We start from the raw sequence: 21,557 nt of genomic DNA on the forward strand, positions 1-21,557 counted from the left end.
GGGCCCGGGGACGCGGAAGGACGCGTCCCCGGGCCCCGGTGCGTTTCCGGGCGGTTCACGCGTCCGGTGGTCCGGCGGCCGGCGGGCCGGACAGCCCCAGCCGGGCGTGGACGATGCGGGCGATGTCGGCGACCGTCCCGTTGCTGCGGAGGATCTCCATGGGCGGGATCTCGACGTCGTACTGGCGGCGCAGCCCCACCAGCAGCTCGGTGCCCATCAGGGAGTCCAGGCCGTACTCGTCCAGCCGGCGGTGGTGGTCGATCCGGCCGTCGGGGAGTTGCAGGACGGTGGCGAGCGCGGCGGCCACCGAGTCGGCGAGGTGGGCCAGGGCCTCCTCCGGGGGCATCCCGGCGAGCAGCGCCAGCAGGTCGTCGTGGACCTTGGCGTCCTTGTCCAGCAGGGCGGGCAGCAGCTCGAACAGCCTCGGGGGCAGGACGGCGGGCAGCAGTCTGCGGGTCACCGCCCAGTTGACGCGGCCCAGCCCGACGCATTCGGCGCCCTCGGCGAGGGCGCCGTCCATCGCGGCGAACGCCTCGCGGAGGGTGAGGGGTTCCAGGCCGATCCCGGTCAGGAGGGGCTGGAGGTCGTTGCGCACGACGTAACCGGTCTCGCCGAGGGCGCCCCAGAGCATCGCGAGTCCGGCACGCCCCTCGCGGCGCCGCCTCCGTACGACGGCCTCCATGGCCAGGTTGCCGGCCGCGTACGCCGCCTGGCCGGGGGTGCCGATGGTGGAGGCGAGGGAGGAGTGGACGACGAACAGGTCCAGGGGGCGGTCCCGGGTGACGGCGTCCAGGACCGCGGCCCCGGCCAGTTTCGCGGCGAGGACGGACCGGACGCGCTCGTCGGTCAGCTCGGTCAGCAGCGCGTCGTCGAGGTGCATGGCGGCGTGGACGACGCCGCGCAGCGGACGTCCCTCCCGGTCGGCCTCCTCGACGAGCGCGCGCAGGGCGGTCTCGTCGGTGACGTCCACCGCGTGGGCCCGGGCGGTGACGCCGCGCGCCGCGAGGTCGGCGAGCAGCGCGGGTGCCTCGGGGGAGGCGGCTCCCCTGCGGCCGACGAGGGCCAGCCGGCGAGCGCCGAGGCCGGCCAGCCGGCGGGCGGTCGCCGCCCCGAACCCGCCGAGGCCGCCGGTGACCAGGTAGGTGCCGGCCGGGTCGAGGGCGGCTCTCGCCGGCCGTCGTTCCACGGTCGGCGGGTCGTCGTCGGGGTCGAGGGAGACCACGACCTTGCCGATGTGCCGTGAGTGCCGGAGCAGGGCGAACGCCTCGGCGACGCGGGCCGCCGGGTACACGCTGTGCGGCAACGGGCGGTATCGTCCGGTCCGGATCAGCGCGGTGACTTCCGCGAACTGCCGCCGGGCGAGCTCCGGTTCCGCGAGCAGCCGGAGGAGGTCGACGCCGAAGAAGGCGATGTTCCCCGCGAACGGGCGGAGCAGCAGCGGCCGGTTCTCGTGGATGTCGCGCTTGCCGAGCTCGACGAAGCGCCCGCCGGGGGCCAGTGCCTCCAGGCCCCGGGGGATCGCCTCGCCGGCCAGCGAGTTCAGGACGACGTCCACCCCGCGGCCTCCGGTGAGGTCACGGACCCGTTCGGCGAAGGACGGGTCGCGCGAATCGAGGACGTGCTCGACGCCGAGCACGCGCACGAGTTCGCGTTTGAAGGGGTTGCCGGCGGTGGCGATCACCCGGGCGCCGCGCCGCCGCGCGTACTGGAGGGCGGCGAGGCCCACGCCGCCGGCGGCGGCGTGCACCAGGACGGTGTCGCCGGGGGCGAGACGGGCCAGGTGCCCGAGCCCGTAATGGACGGTGAGGAAGGCGACCGGCAGCGTGGCGCCTTCGGTGAAGGACATGCTGCTCGGCAGCTTCCCCACGGCGTGTTCGACCGTGCACACGTGCGAGGCGAGGGTGCCGGGGGCCAGCGCGAGGACCCGGTCGCCCGGGGCCACCGAGGTGACTCCCTCCCCCACCGCGGCGACGGTCCCGGCACACTCCAGGCCCGGCGCCTCGGCCGTGCCCCGCGAGGGGTCGGCGGGCAGCAGGCCGGCCGAGAGCATCACGTCGCGGTAGTTGAGGCCGGCGGCCCGTACGGCGACGACGACCTCGCCGGGACCGGGTTCGGGTACCGCCTCCTCGGTCCAGGCGAGCCGGCAGGCGAGCCCGGGGTCCCGTACGCGCAGCGAGAAGGCGGGCATCTCGGCGGCCGGGGCCGTGCCGTGGTGGGCCTCGGACCACTCCTCCACCCGGGGGAGGAACCGGCCCCCGGCCGTGAGGGCGATCTCGTCCTCGTCGGTGGGGGTGAGGAGCTCCCGGACGATCCGCCGGGCGTCCTGGGCCGGGTCGCCGGTGCGTTCCGCCGAGATCCGGGTGACGGTCAGCTCGGGGTGTTCGTTGGCGAGGGTCCGGGCGACGCCCCAGGCGGCGGCGTCGTGCGGGGCCAGGGGTCGCTCGGGTGCGGGCAGCGCGCCGCTGGGGCGGGTGACCAGCCACAGTCGGGTCTCCGGACCGCCGTCGGCGGTCCGGACGGCCGTGGCGAGCGCGCGCAGCACCGAGGTCCGGCGGACGGCCAGTTCCACCAGGGCGGCGCCGTCGGGCCGTTCGGGGTCTGCGTCCAGCAGGAGGACGACCGCTGTCGGCCGGCCGCCGAGGGCCCCGCGCCAGACGTCCGGGTCGGAGCTCGGCACCGGGTGGTGCACGACCCGCGCGCCCGCGGCGGCGAGGCCGTCGGCCACGGCGCGCGGCAGGTCCGCTCCCGAGGGGCCTGAAGGGCGCTCGCCGACGACGAGCCAGGACCGCGCGCCGTCGACGGGCGGCGGCGGGACAGGCGGGACGGGCCGCTCGGGAGCGGCGGCGAGGAACACCGACATGACCGGGGCAGGCCCGCCGCGGCGCCGGCCGCCGGCCCGGACGACGTCCGTGAACCCCCCGGCGCGCAGCAGTTCCGGCCACCGGGCGGCGGACGGCAGCAGCGAGTCCCGGCGCGGGTCGTGGCCGGCGAAGGACCAGGCGCTGTCCAGGGTGCCGAACAGCGGGACGACGAACTCCTCAGCGTGCGTCTCCAGGGCCATCAGGTGACCGCGCGGCGCCTGCAGACGGGCGACCCGGCCGAGTGCGGCGCCGAGGTCCCTCGCGGTGTGCAGGGCGTTGGCGGCCACGACGAGGTCGAAGGTGCCCTCGGCGAAGCCCTGGGCGTCGGGGTCCTTGTCGAGATCGAAGGTGCCGTACTCGACGAACCGGTAGGAGGCGAACCGCTTTTCCGCCCGGGAGACGGCCAGCGGGGAGAGATCGGTGAAGTGGTAGCGCGTCCGGTCGGCGGGCAGCACCGGCAGCAGGGCGGCGGTGGTGCCGCCGGTACCGCCGCCGACCTCCAGCACCCGCAGCGGCCGGTCCGCGGGCCACCGGGCGGCCGCCTCGGCCACCAGCGCCTGGAGGACCCGGTTGTAGCGGCGCATGACCGGGCCGACGTCGTAGTAGTGCTCCAGCCGTTCGACGCCGCCGCTTCCCGACAGCGCTTCCGGGGCGCCCTCCTCGTGGCACAGCGCGTCGAAGCGCGCGGCGACCGCGTACAGCGCGCAGTCGGCGGCCAGTTCGGGGAAGTCCGCGATCAGCCGCCGCAGATGGGCGTCGGCGTCCGGTCCCGGGTCCGCGAGCCGCCACCGGCCGGCCTCCGCGCACGCCGTCAGGGCGCCGTGGCGCTCGGCCGAGGCGAGGCGCCACGCGACGAGCCGCCGGTGGCGGGCGAGGACGCCGGCGGCCACGAGGTCGTCCACGCCGAACGGGCGGGCGGGACCGGGCAGCAGCCGGGCCACGGCCCCCGCCGTGTCCGCGGCCAGGGCGGCGCCGATCCGGCGGCGCAGCACGACCGGCCGGTTCTCCCGGGCCGGCGCGGGCCGGGCGCCCGGGCGGTCCTCGGCCGCCGCCAGGAGCAGGGCGGGCGCGGGCAGGGGGCTGGGCTCCGCCGGTACGGCGGAGTGGGGGGCCGCCCGCATCAGCCACCGGTAGCGGACCGGTGGTACGCCGCCGCTCCGGTCGAGGCGGCGGAGCCTGCAGCCCTCGAAGACCGCGGCGACCGTCCCGTCCCCGTCGGTGACGACGGTGTCCCAGCACACCTCGTTCGCGGTGCGGCCCCGCTCGCGGACGTGCATCCAGCCCCTGATCGGGGGGCGGCCCCAGACGCGGACGGCGTCGAACGCCGAGGGCAGGAAGGCCTGCCGCCCGTCGGCCATCGTCTCCGCCAGCAGTGGCACCCCCGCCTGGAGGGCTCCGTCCGTGAGCGACGGGTGGGCCTCGTACCCGTCCTCCGGCACCGGGTGCTCGTAACGGGCGAGCACCTCGCCGTCGCCGACGTGCAGTTCCCGGAGGCCGCGGAAGGTGGGCCCGTAGTCCAAGCCGGCCTCGGCGAGGGCCGGGTAGAGCTCCCCGCCCGGAACCGTCCGCTCGCAGCGGCCGCGCACCGCCGCGACGTCCAGCGGGTCCGGGCGGCAGCGGAGCAGGGGCCGGATCCGGCCGCGGGCGTGCCGCTGCGGCGGGCCGTGGCGGCCCCGGGAGCTCGCCACGGTGAGGATGCCGTCGTCCGGGGAGAAGGAGACCTCCGTCCACACGCCGCCGGGGTCGTCCCACGGCACGACGAGCGGGCGGACCAGCTCCAGCGCCTCCACTTCCGTCGGCCCGTCCCACGTCCGGCGGCCGACGGCCAGGGCCGCTTCGACGTAGCCGACGCCGGGCATGATGACGGACCCGCCGACCCGGTGGTCGGCCAGCCAGGGGACGAAAACCGGGTCCAGCGGCCCGCGCCAGGCCGGTTCGAGCAGCGGCAGGCGCTCGCCCAGCAGCGGGTGCCCGTCTCTCGGCAGGCCGCCCGTCCACGCGTCCGGTCCGCCGTTCCAGTGCCGCTCGCGCCGCCAGGGGTAGGCGGGCAGGTCGACCACCCGGCCGGGAACGGGGAAGTACGCGCCCGGGTCGACGTCGGCGCCGGCGGCGATCGCGCGTGCCACGGCCGTCGGCAGCGCGGACGGGCCGTGCGCGGCACGGGACAGGGTGGGGATCACCGCGACCGGCCGGCCGGCCGCGGCACGGCGGAGGTGCGGGGCGAGGATCGGTTCCGGTCCGACGTCGAGGAACACGTCGTACCCGTCCGCCAGCAGCTCGCGCACGGCGGGCCCGAAGCGGACGGGCCGGCGCATGTTGTGCCACCAGTACGCGGCGTCCAGCACCGTGCCCTCGACGGGGCCGCCGGTCACCGTGGAGTAGAGAGGGATCCGGGCCGGCCGGGGCTCGAGCCGGTCCAGCGCGGCCTTCAGCGGCCCTTCGGCCGGGTCCATCGCGGCGCTGTGGAAGGCGTATCGCAGACCGAGGTCCACGCAGGGCGTGCCCGCGTCGGTGAGCGCCCGGACGAACGCGGCCAGCTCTTCGGCCGGGCCGGAGACGGTGACGTGCCGGTCGGAGTTGACGCAGGCGATCTCCAGGCCGGGGAACGGCTCGACGGCCCGCGCGGCCTCGTCGGGCGGGAGCGCGACGCCCGCCATCCGGCCCTTGCCCGCGGTGCCGGCCTGGACCCGTCCCCGGGTGGCGACCAGCCGTGCGGCGTCCTCCAGGGAGAGGGCGCCCGCCGCCCAGGCCGCCGCGATCTCGCCGACGCTGTGCCCGGTCACCGCCCGGGGTACCACGCCCCGGTGGCGCAACGCCTCGACCAGGCCCACCTGGACGGCGAAAAGCAGCGGCTGGGCCACCTCGACCGCCGCGAACCGCTCCTCGTCGGCAGGCCCCGCCGATGCCTCCAGCACCGACCAGCCCAGGTGCGGGGTCAGGACGGCGTCAGCCGCCTCGACGCCCGCCCGGAACGCCGGGTCCTGCCGCAGCACCTCCCGCGCCATCCCCGGCCACTGGGACCCGTTGCCGGGGAACGCGAAGACGACGCGGCCGTGCTCGACGGCCCGGGCGGTGACGGCGACGGGCGCCGCGAGGACGCGTACGGGAGGCGGGGCGGACGCGGGCGGGACCGAGCCGTCCGTTCCGGCTCCTGCCCCGGCGGTGCCGCCCGGCGGGGCGAGACCACCGGGCCGTTCGCCGCCGGGGGCGCCCCCGGCGGCGGTCCCGGCTTCCTCCGGCCCGGTCATGCCTGCCCCTGTGCCGGGCGACACCGCCGCGCCGCCGGGGCGTCCGCCGCCCTCCGCCCGGCCCTCGCCGGCGCATCCGCCGTCCGCCTCAGGGCCGCTCTCCGGGGGTGCCCCGGCCTCCGCGCCGGTGAGCTCCAGCAGTCCGGCCGCCGCTTCGGCCGGGTCCGCGGCGAGGACGACGGCCCGGTGGGGGTGGTGGCCCCGGCGTACCGTCGCGGTGTGGGCGAGGTCGTGGAACTCCTCCGGCCGGGTGTCCCGCAGGCGCTCGGCCAGGGCGCGCGCCGCGTCCGCCAAGCCTTCGGGAGTCCGGGCGGAGACCGCCACCGGCCGTACGCCCGGGGCGGGTTCGGCCCGGGGCGCGGGTCGGGGTGGCGGGGCCAGGATGACGTGCGCGTTGGCGCCGCCGAAGCCGAACGAGTTGACGCCGACCACCGCCCGGGTGCCGATGTCGACGGTGCGGGGTTCCACGGCCGGGGCGAGGCGCAGCGCGGCGAAGTCGATGTCCGGGTGCGGGGGCGAGGCGTGCAGGGTCGCCGGGACGGTTCCGTGCCGCAGCACCAACAGCGCCTTGAACAGGCCCGCCATGCCGGAGGCGGGCTCGAGGTGGCCGAGGTTGGACTTCACGGAGCCGATGGGCAGGGCACCGCGGGTCCGGCGGACGCCGAGGGCGCGGCCGACGGCCAGGCACTCGGCGGGGTCGCCCACCGGTGTGCCCGTGCCGTGCGCCTCCAGGTAGACGAGGTCATCGGGGTGTACCCCCGCCCGGGCGTACGCCTCCCGCAACAGGGCTTCCTGCGCGTCCGGGTTGGGGAGGGCGATCCCGGCCGTCCGGCCGTCGCAGTTGGTGGCGGAGTCCAGGACGACCGCGTGCACCCGGTCCCCGTCGGCAAGCGCGTCGGCCAGCCGCTTGAGGACCACCACGCCGCCGCCCTCGGCGCGCACGTAGCCGTCGGCGCCGGCCGAGAACGGCCGGCAGCGTCCGCTGGGCGACAGCATGGACGCCTGGGAGAAGCCGACGTAGTGGTACGGGCTCAACAGCACGTTGACACCGCCCGCGAGGGCCGTGCGGCTGGTGCCGTCCAGCAGGAGGCGGCAGGCCTGCGCCACGGCGACCAGGGACGACGAGCAGGCGGTGTCCACCGCCGTGCTCGGGCCGCGCAGGTCGAGGAAGTGGGACAGCCGGTTGGCGGCGATCGAGGAGGCGCCGCCGGACATGGTGTAGGCGTTGACTGACTCGTTCATGAGCATCTGCAGGGCGCCGTAGGAGTGGTCCGACAGCCCCATGACGACGGCGGTGTCCGAGCCGGCCAGCCGGGCCGGCGCGATGCCGGCGTCGTCACACGCCTCGACCGCCATCTCCAGCAGCAGCCGCTGCTGCGGGTCCATCCGTGCGGCCTCTTTCGGCGCGATGCCGAAGAAGTCGGCGTCGAAAGAGGCGACGTCCGGGAGGAAGCCGCCGGCCGCGGTGTAGCTCCGGCCGGGGCGGGGGCGCGCCGGGTCGACGAAGCGCGGGACGTCGAAGCGGTCGGGCGGCACCTCGGTGACCAGGTCCCGTCCCTCGACCAGCGCTCTCCACAGGCCGTCGAGGTCCGAGAGTCCGCCGGGCAGCCGGCAGGCGGCCCCTACGACCGCGACCGCGCGCTCCGCCACGCCGGCCGCCCTGGTGCGCTCCTCCGCGCCGTCCCCGCCCGTCCCGCCCGTCCCGTCCGCGTCCACGCCGGACCACCCGCCTCTCGCTTCGCTCGGAAACCGACGCCGTTCCGACGGGGGACCGCCCCGCGTCCTCCCGGGCAGGTTCGGAGCCGGGCCGGGGCGACGCAATCGCTCTCCCACCCTTTCGAGTGAGTTAGTCCGGGGGACGACCGCCATCACCAACGGTCCGACACCTTGGGCGCGTTGGCGCGCTTCACGGCGCTTGTCCGTTTTCGGGCGCCGCCGCGCCCTTCGCTCTTCACCGTCACCCACCGGCCGGACGACACCCGGATCGCGGACCGGATCGCGGTGATGGAGCACGGTGATGGAGCACGGCCGGATCACCGGACAGGGGACGTTCGACCGGCTGGTGACGGCCGGCGGCCCCTTCCGGGAGCTCTCCGCCCTCTCACAGGGCCGCTGACCCGGGCGTCTGCCGGGAGGAGCGCGAAGGCGCCCGCCCACCGGACCTGGAGTCCGGCGGACGGGCGCCTTCGACGTACGTACGCTCCTACCCGCGTGTCACCCGCGCCGCTCCGCGCGGCGCACGGCCACCCGCCGGCGCAGCAGCACCAGCGGGACGGCGCCGACGAAGGCCACGGCGGTGGGGGCCGTGGCCGCCGCCTTGTCGAGGCCCTTCTGGTCGAAGGTGTCGGGTACGGGCAGGGTGGCCCAGCGGTCGATCGGCCAGGCCACGACGATGGCGCGGCCGACCACGTTGCCGACGGGCACGAAGCCGTTGCCCGGCTCGTCCTGGTGGAAGCGGGAGTCCGCGGAGTTCTGCCGGTGGTCGCCCATCACCCAGAGCCGGTCCTTGGGCACGGTGACCTTGAACTGGCCCCACTCGCCCAGGCTGCAGGGGGTGTTCCCCGGGAAGACGTACGGCTCCTGGAGCGGCTTGCCGTTGACCTTCAGCGGGCCGGTCCCCTTGCACTCCACGGTGTCACCGGCGACCCCGACGACCCGCTTGATCAGGTCCTTCTCGTTGGCCGACGGCATCAGTCCGATGAAGCCGAGCGCCTTCTGCACCATGTTGGGCTGCGGTGTCGGCTCGTCCTTCAGCCAGGTGCCGGGGTCGTGGAAGACGATGACCTCGCCGCGCTCGGGCTCCGACCCGAACCACGGGGTGAGTTTGTCGACCAGCACCCGGTCGCCCCGCTGGAGGGTGTCCTGCATGGAGTCCGAGGGGATGGAGAACGCCTGGACGAGGAACGTCTTGATCAGCAGCGCCAGCACCAGGGCGACGACGGCGAGGAGGGGCAGCTCCTTCCAGAGCGGCCGCTGCTTTCCGCCCTTCTTCGTCGCCTTCCGGGCCTTGCCGGTCTCCCCCTGCTCCCCGGCCTTCCCGGCACTGCCGGCCGACCCTGCCGTGCCTGCCGTACCCGCCGTCCCGTCGGGTGTGCCCACGGGCTCCTCCTCCGGCCCGCCGTGCTCCGAACGCGCGCCCACCGCCACGTCCCCCACATCCACTCCTCACTTCGACCACCGCCCGCTCCGTCCGCGGTTCGGGCCCCGGCGTCCCCGTCGAGCGGCGATTCCGGCGGGGCCAGCCTATGCGAAGCGGGAGGAGCGCGTTCCGGGCGGCGCCAGCGCGCGCCGTGACGGACCGTCGGCGGCGCGGCGGATTCCTCCGTACGGGCCGCCGGAACCCCGGCCCGCCGGCCCGGCTCCCGTTCGACGGGCGAGAAGCCGGCGACCACGCGCGCCGGGGGGAGACGACGGCAGGGCGACGGTGGGGGACGTCGTGGCCGGTCACCTCGCCGGTGTCCGGTCCCGTCCTCACCGGCCGCCGTCAGGACAGCAGCAACCGTGCCGCCAGGAGCAGTCCGAGCACCGTACCCGCCTCGGTCACGGCTCCCGTCCCGGCCGCGTGGACCGCGTCGGCCAGCGGCATCCAGCACACCCGCATGCCGGCCTCGGTCGGGTCCCGGCGGACGGTGCCCGGGCGCAGGGCGGTGCCCAGGTAGAGGTGGGTGACGGCCGAGGTCCGGGACGGGAGCGGGTGGAAGACGCCCAGCGGCCGGAGCGCGCCGGGGCACCGCCCGGTCTCCTCCTCGCACTCGCGCGCCGCCGCGGCCTCGGGGCGCTCTCCGGCGGCCACGCCGCCGCCCGGCACGTGCAGCAGCCTCCGGCCGAGCGGTGCGAAGGCGTCCTCGACCAGGGCCACGCGGCCGTCGTCGTCGACGGGGACCACGCGGGCGCCGTCCGCGAGCGTGAGGCGTTCGTACGTCCCGGGCGCGCCGTCCGGCTGCACGACACGGTCGCGGTGCAGCGTCAGGTGCTCACCGCGGTACAGGACGTCCGTGCCGAGCCGTTCCCAGCCCCGGCACCCTCCGTTGTCGTCGGCCATTCCTCGTTGCTCCCCCGGGCTCTCGACGGCGATGTGACGTCGTGAGAACGACCCGGGCGCCCGCCGGTTCCGCGGCCGCCGTGCCATGGCGGACCTTGCGGCTCCCGACCCCGCGGGATAGACCTGCCCCACCACGCAAACGAACTGGAGTACGACACATGACCCCCGACGACCGCGTTCCCCCGCCCACCACCGGAGACGAACGGGCGACGCTGCGGGCCTATCTGGACTACCACCGCGCGACCCTCGCCCGGAAGTGCGCGGGCCTGACCGACGAGGAGCTGCGCCGCCGCTCGATGCCGCCCTCGACGCTGTCGCTGCTCGGCCTCGTCCGTCATCTCGCGGAGGTGGAACGCGCCTGGTTCCGCCGGGTGTTCGAGGACAACGACCTGCCGCTCGTCTGGTCCGACCGGACCGACTACCAGGCGGCGTACGACGCGGCCTCCTCGACCCGCGCCGAGGCCTTCGCCGCGTGGGAGGCCGAGGTCGCGCACTCCCGGCGCGTCGAGGCCGCCGCACCGGCCCTGGACGCCACGGCGCTCCAGCCCCGGTGGGGGCAGCGGGTCTCCCTGCGCATGGCGATGGTCCACGTCCTCCTGGAGTACGCCCGCCACAACGGCCACGCGGACCTCCTGCGCGAGGGCGTCGACGGCATGGTGGGGGCCTGAGGTCATGCGTGGGGATGCGCCCGGGCCCGGTCCCGGCCGGCCGCCGTCCGGCCGGCCCGGCGGAGGGGAGGCGATGCTGGTCAGCGCGTGTCTGCGAGGGGTGCCGTGCCGGTTCGACGGGCGGCACAAGGCGGCGCCGGAGGTCGAGGAGGCACTGGCCGGGCGGGCGGTGGTCGCCTTCTGCCCGGAGGTCGCCGGCGGACTGGTGACGCCGCGGCGCCCCGCGGAGCTGGTCGGCGGCGACGGGCACGACGTACTCGACGGGACGGCGCGTGTCGTCGAGGACACCGGGCGGGACGTCACCGCGGAGTTCGTGGCCGGGGCGCGGCGGGCGCTCGCGGCGGCGCGGCGGGGAGGCTGCTCGGAGGCGCTGCTGATGCCGCGCAGCCCGTCGTGCGGGCGGGGTGCGGTGTACGACGGCTCGTTCGGTGGCGAGCTGGTGCCGGGCGACGGTGTCACGGCCGCGCTGCTGGAGCGCGCCGGGATCGCCGTGCGCCCCGCGCCCGGGGTGTGACCCGGCCGGATCCCCTCGGACGCGGGACCTCGCACACCGGCCCTCGCACGCCGGCCCTCGCACGCCGGATGTCGGACACCGGATGACGGACACCGCATTTCAGACGACGGTTTTCGGACCGGTTTAGCCACCCGGCGATCGGCAACGCGTGCCCCATCGGCACTTTCCGGCCATAAGGAGGCACAGTGGCAGCGTCCGGCAAGGTGAGCACCGAGCTGTGGGACGAGTTCCACGAGGCGGTGAACATGACGTCCCGCGAGCTCCAGGACTGGCTGAACGTCCAGGCGGCGGGCGAACGGACCGAGGAGGTCCCCGACCGCGCCGGTCCGCGCACCGGGCGGCAGGTCCTCGACGTCCTGGCCAAGTGCCGCACCGACCTGACCGAGGAGGACGCGCGGGTCATGCGGCGCGTCTGCGACGTCGTCCGCTCCCAGCGCGGCCCCGACCGCGAACCGGAGGCCGGAGGGACCCAGTGGCGCCACGGCCTGATGAACATCGGCCACGACCCGCTGAAGCCGTCCTGAAGCCGTTCCGAACCCACCGCGAGACCGCCGTCCGGGCCACGGCGTGCGCGCCGCACCGGGCCGGACGACACTGGAAACCGGGGCGGGGGCGCGCCGTACCGGGCGCCGGCCGTCCCGACCCTCTGCAAGCGAAGCGAAGGGCAGCGCCGACATGAGCGCCAAGGACAGGACGAAGGCCAAGGCCGACCAGACCAAGGGCCGGCTGAAGGAGACCCTGGGCCGGGTGACCGGCGACCGGAAGACACAGTCCGAGGGCCGCATCCAGAAGGCCAAGGGCGAGCTCCACGACGCGGTGGCGAAGGCCCGGCACGCGGCGGAGCGGAAACAGCACAAGGGCAGGTGACACACACAACCCACCCGGAGAGCCGCACGCCCGGAGGGCCGCCTCACGCCCTCCGGGTGCCGGGTGCGGTGCCGAGGCGCGGCGAGGCGCTGACGGCGAGGGAATGCCCGTTCGGGCCGTGATGTTGCAGCCGACGCCGGGGGTGGCGACGGTTACGGGCGTCGGCCACGGCACCGGCTCATCAAGGGGGGCACATCGCCATGCACGACGCCGACCGGCGTTTCCTCTTCCTGCTGGGCAGTTCCCGCACCGACGGGAACACCGAGGCACTCGCCCGGCACGCCGCCGACCAGTTGCCGGCACGCGTGCCCCGGCGGTGGTTGCGGCTCGCGGACCTGCCGCTGCCCGCGTTCGACGACCTGCGCCATGCGGAGGGGCGTGCCCGCGACGAACCGACCGGCAACGAGAAGCTGCTGCTGGACGCCACGTTCGAAGCGACGGATCTGGTCGTCGCCTCACCGCTCTACTGGTACAGCGTGTCCGCCTCCACCAAGCTGTACCTGGATTACTGGGGCGGCTGGCTCAACACACGGGAGCTGCGCTTCCGGGAGCGGATGCGGGGCAAGACGATGTGGGCCGTCACCACCACGAGCCACGACGTGGACACGGTGGCCGAGCCCCTGCTCGGCACCCTGCGGCTGTCCGCCGAGTACATGGGCATGCGCTGGGGCGGCTCCCTCGTCGGGCACGGCAACCGGCCCGGCGACATCCTCCGTGACACCGACGTCCTCGCGTCGGCCAAGACGCTCTTCACGGCCGGGGACCGCTGACGCCGGGCCCCGGCTCGGCGTCCCGCCGGAGGAGCGGCAGGAACAGTACGTCCACGATCTCCTCCAAGTAGGCCTCGGCCGGCGTGCGGTGGGCCACGAGCAGGTCGTGGACGGTCAGCACCACCGGCAGGGTGACCAGCCGGTCCGGGAGCGGTGCCGCCGGGGCGATCTCGCCGCGGCGGACCGCGCGGTCGAGGACCGTCCGCATCCAGTCGCCGCCCGGGTCGCGGTTGCGGGACACGAGGCAGGCGGACAGGTCCGTGTCCCGGTCCGTCTCCGCGGCGAGCACCTGCCGGACGGGGGCGAGTTCGGCCATCCGCCGGACGACGAGGCGCAGCACCGCGAGGACGTCGCCCCGCAGCCCGCCGGTGTCGGGCGGCCCGTCCGGCAGGGGCGGGGCCCGGTGCCCCAGCGCGGCGAGGACGAGCTCCCGCTTCGTCGGCCACCGGCGGTAGAGGACCGGCCGGCCGGTGCCGGCGCGGGCGGCCACCGCCTCGTACGTCAACCGAAGGCCGCGTTCCACGCGCTCGCCGCGCGGTACCGGGCCGTGGCGGAACGGGAGGCGGGTGCGCGCGGCGGACGGTGAACCGGGCCCTGCGGGCCGGAAGGGCTCCGCGCCACACCTCACACCCTCGTCCCGTGGCCACACCATGCCCCGGTGTGATCGGCTGGCGCCGTGGAAGCCATCTGGACGAGTGCCGTGGCGGTCGCGGGAACACTGCTCGGTTCCGTGATCACGCACTTCCTGCAGCGCCGCGTGTCCGAGCGCGGCGAATCGTTCGCCCGGTCCGAAGCGCTCAGGCGGGAACGCATGACGACGTACAGCGCGTTCGCCGAGGCGTTGGAGGACTACCGGCACGGCCAGGCGGAACGCTGGTACCGCCGGCTGGAGGCACCGGACACCGAGGCGTACATCGCGGCGCGCGACGAGGCCCACCGCCGCCGTACGGTGGCCCGGCAGGCCCTGTACCGGGTGCGGCTCCTCACCGACGCCCCGGTGGTGAACACGGCGGCCGGACACGCCTACGCGTGTGCGGTGGACATCTCCAACGCCCGGGACCAGGACGACCACGACGCCCGGAACACCCGGGCGAGACGGGCCGTCGAGGAGTTCGTGGCGCGGGCCGCGCCCCTGGTCCGCTGAGCCCGGGGCGGTGGGGAGCGGCCGGTCAGGCGGCGGCCGCCTCCAGCAGGATGCCCGCCAGTTCCCGCGGCCGGGAGAACATCGGCCAGTGACCGGTGTCCATCTCGGCCCGCTCCCAATGACCGCCGGCCCTCGTTCGCGGCGACCTCCGTCGCCACCGCGGGCGGCGAGTTCGAGCGACCCAAGGGCCGCCGACAGCCGTACCCGGTCGGTGGTGGGGTCGTGGCCGGGCACGGGGTGCGCGCCCGTGGGCCCGTCCGGCGCGTCCCGGTGCCGGTCGCGGTCCGGGTGTTTCCGCCGCGCGTACCGCCCGTAGGGTGTGGGGTGTGGGCAATGTCTTCTCCGCCGGTGATCTGCGTCTGTACCTGTCCAACGGGGGTACGGCGGTCTTCGTCGACGTGCTCACGCTGGCGGTGTCCGACTTGGCGGAGCGGCCCTGGGACCACCGGTTCGCCGCGCTGCTCGCCCGGCAGGACCAGTCCGTCATGGGACGGGGTGCCGTCGGTTTCGACCTGGCGGCCCTCGACTGGGGACGGACCGCGCGCGAGCGGGCGGCGGCCAAGGACTTCGTGCTGCGCGTCACCGACCTGGCGCTGCGCCGGCACCGCTGGGACGAGCTGAACTACTTCCCGCCGTTCGCGGAGAAGTACCTGCGCCGGTTCCGGGAGATGGTCGAAGGGTTCGACCCGGCCGCGGCCCGGGACGACGGGGAGACCCTCCCCGGGCCGGACGAGGCGGCGACGGCCTCATGCGTACGGCACCGGGTGCTGAGTTCGCTGCCCCTCTTGGAGGGCTGCGTCTTCTGTTTCGCGGGCTGACACGCGGAGCGGACCCCCGCGCGGGCGCCGGACCGCGGCCCGTACCGCCGACGCCTGGGGGCGCGGGACGTCTCAGGTGTGCATGCGGGTGTCCAGGGCCTCCATCAGCTCGATGACGGACGCCTCCCAGAACATGTCCCCGGCCAGGGCCTGCAGGGCGGATCCGCGGACGATGGGAACCGGGTCGTCGTCGAGCCCTTGTTCCCGGAGGAGCGCCCGGACCGCTTCCTCGGCCGGTTCGGCCGCCTCGGGGTCGGCGAGCGCGTCGCACTTGTTGAGGAACACCGCGAGCCGCCGCACCCCCGCTCCCCGGGCGAGGCGCAGGTGTTCACGGGCCTGCGGGGGCACGGCGCCGAGCGCCGAGACGACGAGGACGACGCCGTCCAGCGGCGCCAGGTCGAGCAGGTCGCCGACGTGGCCGGCCGCCGTGTCGAAGTGGGTGTAGTGGCACCCGGGTGTGGCGTACGCGCTGTGGGTGCTGTACGGGGCGAGCGCGGCCCGGGTGCTGCCCGCGGCCTCCACGATCCGTTCGACGGCGCCGGCGTCCTGCCGGTACGTCTTCGCCGCGGCCTTGCCCGCCGCGACGGCCAGGGTGGTCTTGCCGTGCCCCCGGTGTCCGATCGTCCCGATGGTCCGATGCTTCCTGTGGCGTGGTCCTCCGCGTTGCCCGCTCATGAGCGTGTCCTCTCTTCCGGCTTCCCGGTGTCCGCGGCCTGCTCGGTGCCTCCCGGGCCCGTTCTCCGGCGCCCGTCACCGCGCGGGTGCCCCGGGCCCCCACCGCGATGCGGTCGCGTGACGGGGCGCCGGGAGCGCGGGAGGCTCGCGGAGAGGGCGGACGCGTCGGACGTCGGGGCGTGTACTCGCGCCCGGACGGCCGCGCACCCCTCACGCCCGTCTCGGCGAGGGGCCGGGGCCGAGCCGGGTCGAGGGGCAGGGCGGCAAGCCCCGGGCACCGGCCGGGACACGCTGTCGATCCCCGACCCGACAGGCTCCCGGTTCACCCTCCGCACGCGCGTACGCCCGCATGTTGTGCTCAGTTCACACGCGCGTACGCCCCGCAGGCCGCGCTCAGTGCACGGGCCGCCAGGCGTCGACCGCCAACTCGTCCGTGCCCCCCAGGTCCACGCCGCCCTCCGGCTCGACGGCCTGGGCACGCTCGCCGGGAGCCGGGGTCACCTCCAGGCGACGGCCGAGCAGTGGGGGACGGCCGGTGTCGTCGTATGTGTCGCGCCACAGCACCACGGTCACGGCCGCCGCACCGGGGCGCAGGGTCACCGGGCGGGACGGGGTGTTCGGCACGCCGGAGCGGGCTACGGCCCTGACGTCGTCGCGCACCGCGACGTCGAGGACCTTCCCCTTCTCCCCCAGGACCCGGACACCGGGGTGGCCCTCGACGGTCCGGGGACGGGCTCCGCAGTTGTCCAGCCGCACGGTCATACTGCGCAGCCCCATGGCGCCCTCGACCGGCTCGGCCGTGATCCGCAGGCCGTCGCGCGGGCAGGCGGCCGGAGAGCCCGTCATGGCCGGGGTGTTCCGGAGCCGCTCACCGTAGGGCGCGTAGTCGCTCGGCAGCGGGCGGGCCATGCCGGGCCGCGGGGCGCCGGACGGCGACGGGCGGGCCGGGGCGGTGCGCGCGGCAGCCGTCGGCAGGGGCCGGGCCCGTACGCTCGGCGCGGGGTCGGACCGTCCGCAGGCGGTCAGTGCGGCGGCCGAGGAGACGATCAGCAGCGGGACGCAGGCGTGGTTCCACACGGTCCGGTTCATCGGGCGGATCCTCCCACGCGCCTCCCTGCGGCCGCTCAGCCCGTGGCAAGGATCGCGTCGACGGTCTCGCCGAGGGTCATCCCGGAGCTGTCGAACCACGTCCCGCGGCCGTGGAGCTCGGCCCGCATGGCCCGGTCGAGGAACGACCAGTCGTCGGCCAGCACCTTGTCCCGTGCGGCGAGCCGCCGGGCGACGGCGTCCGGGGTGGGCGCGAGGACGACGAGGTGCAGCGGCAGGCCGTCCAGCCGCTCCAGGTAGTAGTCGAGGTGCGCGCGCCGGACGACCACGTCGTCGATGACGGGGACGACGCCGGCGGCGTGGAAGCTGTGGGCGAGCGCCGAGGCGTTCCGGGCTCGCAGCAGCAGTTGGCGGTCGGCCTCCGGGTCCTCCTCCGGCGAGGGCAGGTGCCCGCCGGAGACGATGAGTTCCTGGAGGTGGTCGCCCTCGATGTGCGCGCCGCGGGGGAAGCGCCGGGCGAGCGCGGCGGACACCGAGCTTTTCCCGGACCCGGGGATGCCGACGACGAGGTAGGCGGCGGACGCGGGCTCGGTGTCGACGACCAGGCCCCGGAAGAAGTCCTCCGGCATTTCTTCCTCTCCTTCTCTTACGGAAGGTGCCGCTCCTTCTCTTCCGGAAGGTGCGGCGCCGTCGCGCTCTTCCCGACGGCGCCGCTCCGTCGTGGTGGCGGCGGGCAGTGCCGCGAACGCGGCGGGGCCGGGCCGGCCGGTGCGGCGATCGTAACAAGCGCCGGTGACCGGCCGGCCGCACGAGGCGCGCCGCCCCCGGCCGCGGGCCGCCCCGGTCGCGAGGGCGGCCCGCCCGTCAGGGGCCCGTTCACCGTTTCGTGTCCTCTCCCGGCGTGTCCCGGCGGCTCCGGGCGGGCTCGGGCGGGCCGGCCCCGCGCGCGGGCCGCGGTGGTGCGGGGCGGAGGCGAAAGCGGTGGTGCGGGGGCGTTTCAGGAGGGCGGAACGGCCATCGGTCCGATCTTGCACCGGTTCGCCCGGCCCGGCAGTGAACCGGATCACGGTCTTCCGCTCGTTCCGCCGGTTCCGGGCGGTCCGCTCCCTCCCCGATGACCGCCGGCCACCGTCTCTCGAACTCCCCTCCACGGCACGGCGGTTCCTGAGAGCATGAGCGGAGGGGCCGCACCCGCGTCAGCACCCGAACCCTCGTCCGTCCACTCGTCCTGATGTGCGGAAACGGGCCGGGTGGCGGCCGACTGTGCCATGCTCGGGGCGTGACGAGCGAGTCTGTCCAGGACGAGAAGTCCGGCGTCGAACCCGACGTCGTCGCACTGGCGAAGGTGGTGGCCAAGCTACGGGCGGAGAACGAGCGGCTGGAGCAGTTGTCCTCCACCACGGCGGTGCTGGAGCGCGCCAAGGGTGTCCTGATGGCGCGCTCCGACTGTTCCGCCACGGCGGCCTTCGAGCGCCTGACGCGGCGCGCCCGCACCGCCGGCCGGACGTTGATAGAGGAGTGCTGGATCGTCCTGGGCGACCTGCCGCAGGCCGGCGGCGTCCCCGCCGCCCGGAGGGCTCCCGGCTCGGACGGACCGGCGGGCGGCTCGCTGTTCGACCCCACGCGGTACACCCGCGACGGCCCGCCGCGGCCCGCACCGCACCGGACGCACGCGGAGGTCCTGGGCTCCGTCGGCGAGGCCCTGGCCCGCGTCACGGGCCTCGCGGAGCTCGCCGGAACGCTGCTGGACCACCTGTCGGGGCCGCCCGTGTGCGCCGACGCCGTAATGATCTTCCTCAGCACGCCGGACGGCGTGCTGGAGCTCGGCGGCCACGCCGGCGTCGGGGCCGCCGTCGCCGCCCAGTGGCGGTCCGTGCCGCCGGTCAGCGGCATCGCCGCGCAGGATGTCGTCCGCCGGGGCGAGGCCGTCTGGCTGGAGGACCCCGAGGGGGACGCCCGGCGGTACCACCTGATCGGCGAGGCGACCCACCGGTGGTCCACGCGGGCCTGGCTCCCCGTGATCACCGGCGGCACGGTCACCGCGGCCCTGGGCGTCCTCCGCACGGTCGACGCCCCCTTCGACCCCGCCGTCCGGGAACTGCTGCGGGCGGTGGCGCGACTCTGCGCGGGGAGCTTGCACATGTGCGACACGGCGGACGGCCGGCCCGGCCCACTCCTCACCGAACACGTCCAGAGCGTCTTCGACGCGCTCATGGGCCCTGCGGCCCTGCTCACGCCCCTGCGGTCGGCGACGGGCGCGGTCGAGGACTTCCGCGTCGACGCCGCCGCCCCGCAGTCCGTCGACGTCGCCGGCCGGCGGGGCCGCCAGCTCGTCGGCCTGCGCGTCCTGGAGTGCTACCCCACCATGGCCGGATCCTCGGCCTGGCACGGCTACCTGCACACCCTGGAGACCGGGCAGCCGTACCAGAGCGAACCGTTCGCCTACGAGGAGGTCGTCGCGGGCGTCCGCCGCCAGTCCGTCTACTCGGTGCGGGTGGCGCGGCTGGGCGGCTCCCTCGTCGTCTGCTGGACCGGCCACGACACCGAGACCCGGCAGCGCGAACTGCTCGCCGACCTCCAGCGGCTCGGCAACCTCGGCTGGACCGACTGGAACCTGGCCACCGACACCGTCACCTGGTCACCGCAGGTCTACGACATCCTGGACCGCGACCGCTCGCTCGGGCCGATGCGCCTCGACGAGCTGCCGCGCCACCTGCTGCCCGAGGACCTGCCGGGCTTCGCCCGGGCCATCCAGGCGCTCCTCGACGACGGAACGCCCATGGACCACCTGTTCCGGTTCGCCACCACCTCCGGCGTCAAGCACCTCAGGGTCGTCGCCGAGATTGTGCCGGACGCCGACGGCACACCCGTCGAGGTGCACGGCGTCATCCAGGACCTCACCGCCCGGCGCCGCGCCGAGCTGGCCCTGCTGGAGTCCCAGCAGGCAGTGCTCGCCCAGCGCAACGTGCTCCAGACGGAACGCCTGGTCGCGGCGCGGCTCCAGCACGCGCTGCTGCCGCTGCCCACCCAGTCGCTGAACCTCGCGGACCTCCGCGTCGACGTCGCCTACCTGCCGTCCCACGACGACCTCAGCGTGGGCGGCGACTGGTACAGCGCCGTCGAGATGCCCGACGGCTGCGTCCTCTTCGCCGTCGGGGACGTCGCCGGACACGGCATCGACGCGGTGGCCACCATGGCACAACTGCGCTTCACCGCGAAAGGAATGGTGTTCACCGGCTCCTCGCTGACCGGCGCCCTGCACCGGCTCAACACCCTGCTGCTGCACACCCCGGACGGGCACGCCACGGCCACCATGGTCCTCGGGCGGTACGACCCCACCGACCGCTGCCTGACCTGGGCCCAGGCCGGCCACCCGCCGCCCCTGCTCCTCCGCCAGGGCAAGCCGGAGTACCTGACCCCGCCGGAGGGCGTACTGCTCGGCGCGACCCTGCGGCCCTCCTACGAGGAGGCCACGTGCCGGATCGAGCCCGGTGACCATCTGCTGATGTACACCGACGGGCTGATCGAGCGCCCCGGCGAGCATCTGGACGTCGGCCTCGACCGGCTCGTCGAGGCCGCCCGGAGCGTCTCCGCGCGCGGCGGCGCCGGCTCCCTCGACGCGCTGCTCGCCCGGCTGCTCCCCGACGAGCAGCGCGACGACGTGTGCCTACTCTCCGTCCATCTCCCCCCGGAGTCCGCACCGCGCGCCTGACGGGCGACGAGCCCGGCGGGGCCGGGCCGGGACCACGAGGGGCGCGGGCCGGGCCGACTCGCGCTCGCTCCGCACCACTCACTCCCCCGCGCTCGGCGGACGGCTCCACGAAGGGCCCCGCGAACGGCACCGCCGTGAAACGGCACCGCCATGACCCGACGGCCCGGGTGACGCCCGTACCTGCGGCGCGCCGGACCGGACCCTTCCGTTCGGCGGTCCGGTACGCCCCCTTCCTCCGGTTCCGGTGCCCGTGGGGCACCGACGTCCGTCGTGCCGGATGTTTCACCGTACCAAGGCGTTTCGTCCCGCCCGGGTGTTCAGGTGTGTTTTCGGACGGACCGATGGCGTTCCGGCCCAACTGAGTTCATAGAGCACTCAGTTCCGGACAACTGAGGCCAATGGGGGTTGCGGGGACACCGGGGACCGTGAAATCCATGGGTCCCGAAGCCGACGGCCGAGTCGCCCGCCAAGGCGACGGCCGAGCCGGCGACCGAGTCGAGGACTCCTTTCCGGCTCCGGCTTCGCGTGTGGAATTCCCCTGCCTCAGGAGGAGACATCATCATGCGTCAATTCAGGCGAGTTCGTTTCACCGCCTGCGCTCTGGTCGCCGCCGCCACGGGTATCGCCCTCGGTGCGGGGCCGGCGTCGGCCGACATTCCGATCGGCCAGAAGATGACCGGCAAGATGACGTACTACAACGACAAGGGTTACGGCGCCTGCGGAACGCCGATCGACGCCTCGTCGCAGGACCTGGTCGCGGTGCCCGCCGCGTGGTGGACCAGCCCCAACCCGAACAACGACCCGCTGTGCAGAGGCGTTTCGGTGGAGGTCTCCTACAACGGCAAGACCATACGGGTTCCGGTCAGGGACAAGTGTCCGTCCTGTGACCGGACGCACATAGACCTCAGCCAGACGGCATTCCGTAAGCTCGCGCCGCTGGACCGGGGTGTGGTCAACGGGATCACCTGGAAGTTCGTCCGCTGACCTTCCGCAGTGCGGTACGCCGGGCCCTTTCCTCTCGCACGGAAGGGGCCCGGCGGGGCGGGCGTCCGGCCGAATCCGGGTCTCCGAAACTCGGCCACTCCGCCGCTCCGCCGCTCCATCACTTCGCCACTTCGCCACTTCGCCCACGGAAAAGCATGCCCCTTCGCTTTTCGTGGTGCCGAGCCGCAGCCCGGCCACCCGTCCGCC

At 75.3% G+C, this 21,557-nt stretch carries 16 protein-coding genes and 1 pseudogene; 9 read left to right on the plus strand and 8 right to left on the minus strand.

The window, feature by feature from the left end:
- Window positions 1–55 precede the first annotated feature (55 nt).
- From ACZ6X9_RS22605 to ACZ6X9_RS22615, 3 genes are all read right to left on the minus strand, one after another.
- Window positions 56–7,759 (minus strand): SDR family NAD(P)-dependent oxidoreductase, encoded by a 7,704-nt coding sequence (locus ACZ6X9_RS22605; protein WP_469780063.1) that lies wholly within the window; start codon window positions 7,757–7,759, stop codon window positions 56–58.
- Window positions 7,760–8,323: 564 nt separating this feature from the next.
- Window positions 8,324–9,265, minus strand: coding sequence for a signal peptidase I (gene lepB / locus ACZ6X9_RS22610; RefSeq protein ID WP_469779790.1), 942 nt, complete (start codon window positions 9,263–9,265; stop codon window positions 8,324–8,326).
- 328 nt (window positions 9,266–9,593) lie between these two features.
- The gene (locus ACZ6X9_RS22615) at window positions 9,594–10,151 is read right to left on the minus strand and encodes an NUDIX domain-containing protein (protein WP_469779791.1); all 558 of its coding nucleotides are present in this window, start codon (window positions 10,149–10,151) and stop codon (window positions 9,594–9,596) included.
- 158 nt (window positions 10,152–10,309) lie between these two features.
- On the opposite strand from ACZ6X9_RS22615, the gene ACZ6X9_RS22620 reads away from it, so the two are divergent.
- From ACZ6X9_RS22620 to ACZ6X9_RS22640, 5 genes are all read left to right on the plus strand, one after another.
- Window positions 10,310–10,819, plus strand: a complete 510-nt coding sequence (locus tag ACZ6X9_RS22620; RefSeq protein ID WP_469779792.1) for a DinB family protein — start codon at window positions 10,310–10,312, stop codon at window positions 10,817–10,819.
- A 73-nt stretch (window positions 10,820–10,892) separates the two neighbouring features.
- Window positions 10,893–11,333 (plus strand): 2-thiouracil desulfurase family protein, encoded by a 441-nt coding sequence (locus ACZ6X9_RS22625; protein WP_469779793.1) that lies wholly within the window; start codon window positions 10,893–10,895, stop codon window positions 11,331–11,333.
- A gap of 185 nt (window positions 11,334–11,518) precedes the next feature.
- A complete protein-coding gene (locus tag ACZ6X9_RS22630) occupies window positions 11,519–11,857 on the plus strand; it encodes a DUF3140 domain-containing protein (RefSeq protein WP_469779794.1) in 339 nt (112 codons plus the stop codon).
- A 151-nt stretch (window positions 11,858–12,008) separates the two neighbouring features.
- A complete protein-coding gene (locus tag ACZ6X9_RS22635) occupies window positions 12,009–12,200 on the plus strand; it encodes a CsbD family protein (protein ID WP_469779795.1) in 192 nt (63 codons plus the stop codon).
- Window positions 12,201–12,400: 200 nt separating this feature from the next.
- Window positions 12,401–12,970, plus strand: coding sequence for a flavodoxin family protein (locus ACZ6X9_RS22640; RefSeq protein ID WP_469779796.1), 570 nt, complete (start codon window positions 12,401–12,403; stop codon window positions 12,968–12,970).
- Here ACZ6X9_RS22640 and ACZ6X9_RS22645 read toward each other — a convergent pair.
- Entirely contained in the window at window positions 12,951–13,493 is a 543-nt protein-coding gene (locus ACZ6X9_RS22645) for a TetR/AcrR family transcriptional regulator (protein ID WP_469779797.1), read from the minus strand. The two genes, ACZ6X9_RS22640 and ACZ6X9_RS22645, sit on opposite strands and share 20 nt — an antisense overlap.
- Window positions 13,494–13,646: 153 nt before the next feature.
- On the opposite strand from ACZ6X9_RS22645, the gene ACZ6X9_RS22650 reads away from it, so the two are divergent.
- Entirely contained in the window at window positions 13,647–14,114 is a 468-nt protein-coding gene (locus ACZ6X9_RS22650; protein WP_469779798.1) for a hypothetical protein, read from the plus strand.
- 25 nt (window positions 14,115–14,139) lie between these two features.
- On the opposite strand, the pseudogene ACZ6X9_RS22655 reads toward ACZ6X9_RS22650, so the two are convergent.
- Window positions 14,140–14,241, minus strand: a pseudogene (locus ACZ6X9_RS22655) (alpha/beta hydrolase); the annotation flags it as partial.
- A 199-nt stretch (window positions 14,242–14,440) separates the two neighbouring features.
- Here ACZ6X9_RS22655 and ACZ6X9_RS22660 point away from each other — a divergent pair.
- Window positions 14,441–14,932, plus strand: a complete 492-nt coding sequence (locus ACZ6X9_RS22660) for a hypothetical protein (protein WP_469779799.1) — start codon at window positions 14,441–14,443, stop codon at window positions 14,930–14,932.
- 72 nt (window positions 14,933–15,004) lie between these two features.
- Here ACZ6X9_RS22660 and ACZ6X9_RS22665 read toward each other — a convergent pair whose 3' ends face one another.
- The 3 genes from ACZ6X9_RS22665 to ACZ6X9_RS22675 all read right to left on the minus strand — a co-directional run bounded on the left by ACZ6X9_RS22665 (window position 15,005) and on the right by ACZ6X9_RS22675 (window position 17,283).
- Window positions 15,005–15,607 (minus strand): GTP-binding protein, encoded by a 603-nt coding sequence (locus ACZ6X9_RS22665; protein ID WP_469779800.1) that lies wholly within the window; start codon window positions 15,605–15,607, stop codon window positions 15,005–15,007.
- Between the two features lie 393 nt (window positions 15,608–16,000).
- A complete protein-coding gene (locus ACZ6X9_RS22670) occupies window positions 16,001–16,696 on the minus strand; it encodes a DUF4232 domain-containing protein (RefSeq protein WP_469779801.1) in 696 nt (231 codons plus the stop codon).
- 35 nt (window positions 16,697–16,731) lie between these two features.
- Complete coding sequence (locus ACZ6X9_RS22675; RefSeq protein WP_469779802.1) at window positions 16,732–17,283, minus strand: AAA family ATPase; 552 nt, start codon at window positions 17,281–17,283, stop codon at window positions 16,732–16,734.
- A gap of 650 nt (window positions 17,284–17,933) precedes the next feature.
- Between ACZ6X9_RS22675 and ACZ6X9_RS22680 the strand changes: the two genes are divergently transcribed.
- Complete coding sequence (locus tag ACZ6X9_RS22680; RefSeq protein ID WP_469779803.1) at window positions 17,934–20,366, plus strand: SpoIIE family protein phosphatase; 2,433 nt, start codon at window positions 17,934–17,936, stop codon at window positions 20,364–20,366.
- A gap of 561 nt (window positions 20,367–20,927) precedes the next feature.
- Window positions 20,928–21,350, plus strand: a complete 423-nt coding sequence (locus tag ACZ6X9_RS22685) for a cysteine/serine endopeptidase inhibitor (protein WP_469779804.1) — start codon at window positions 20,928–20,930, stop codon at window positions 21,348–21,350.
- The last annotated feature ends 207 nt before the right edge of the window (window positions 21,351–21,557 follow it).

It is taken from the genome of Streptomyces sp. NPDC052910, from assembly GCF_055585605.1.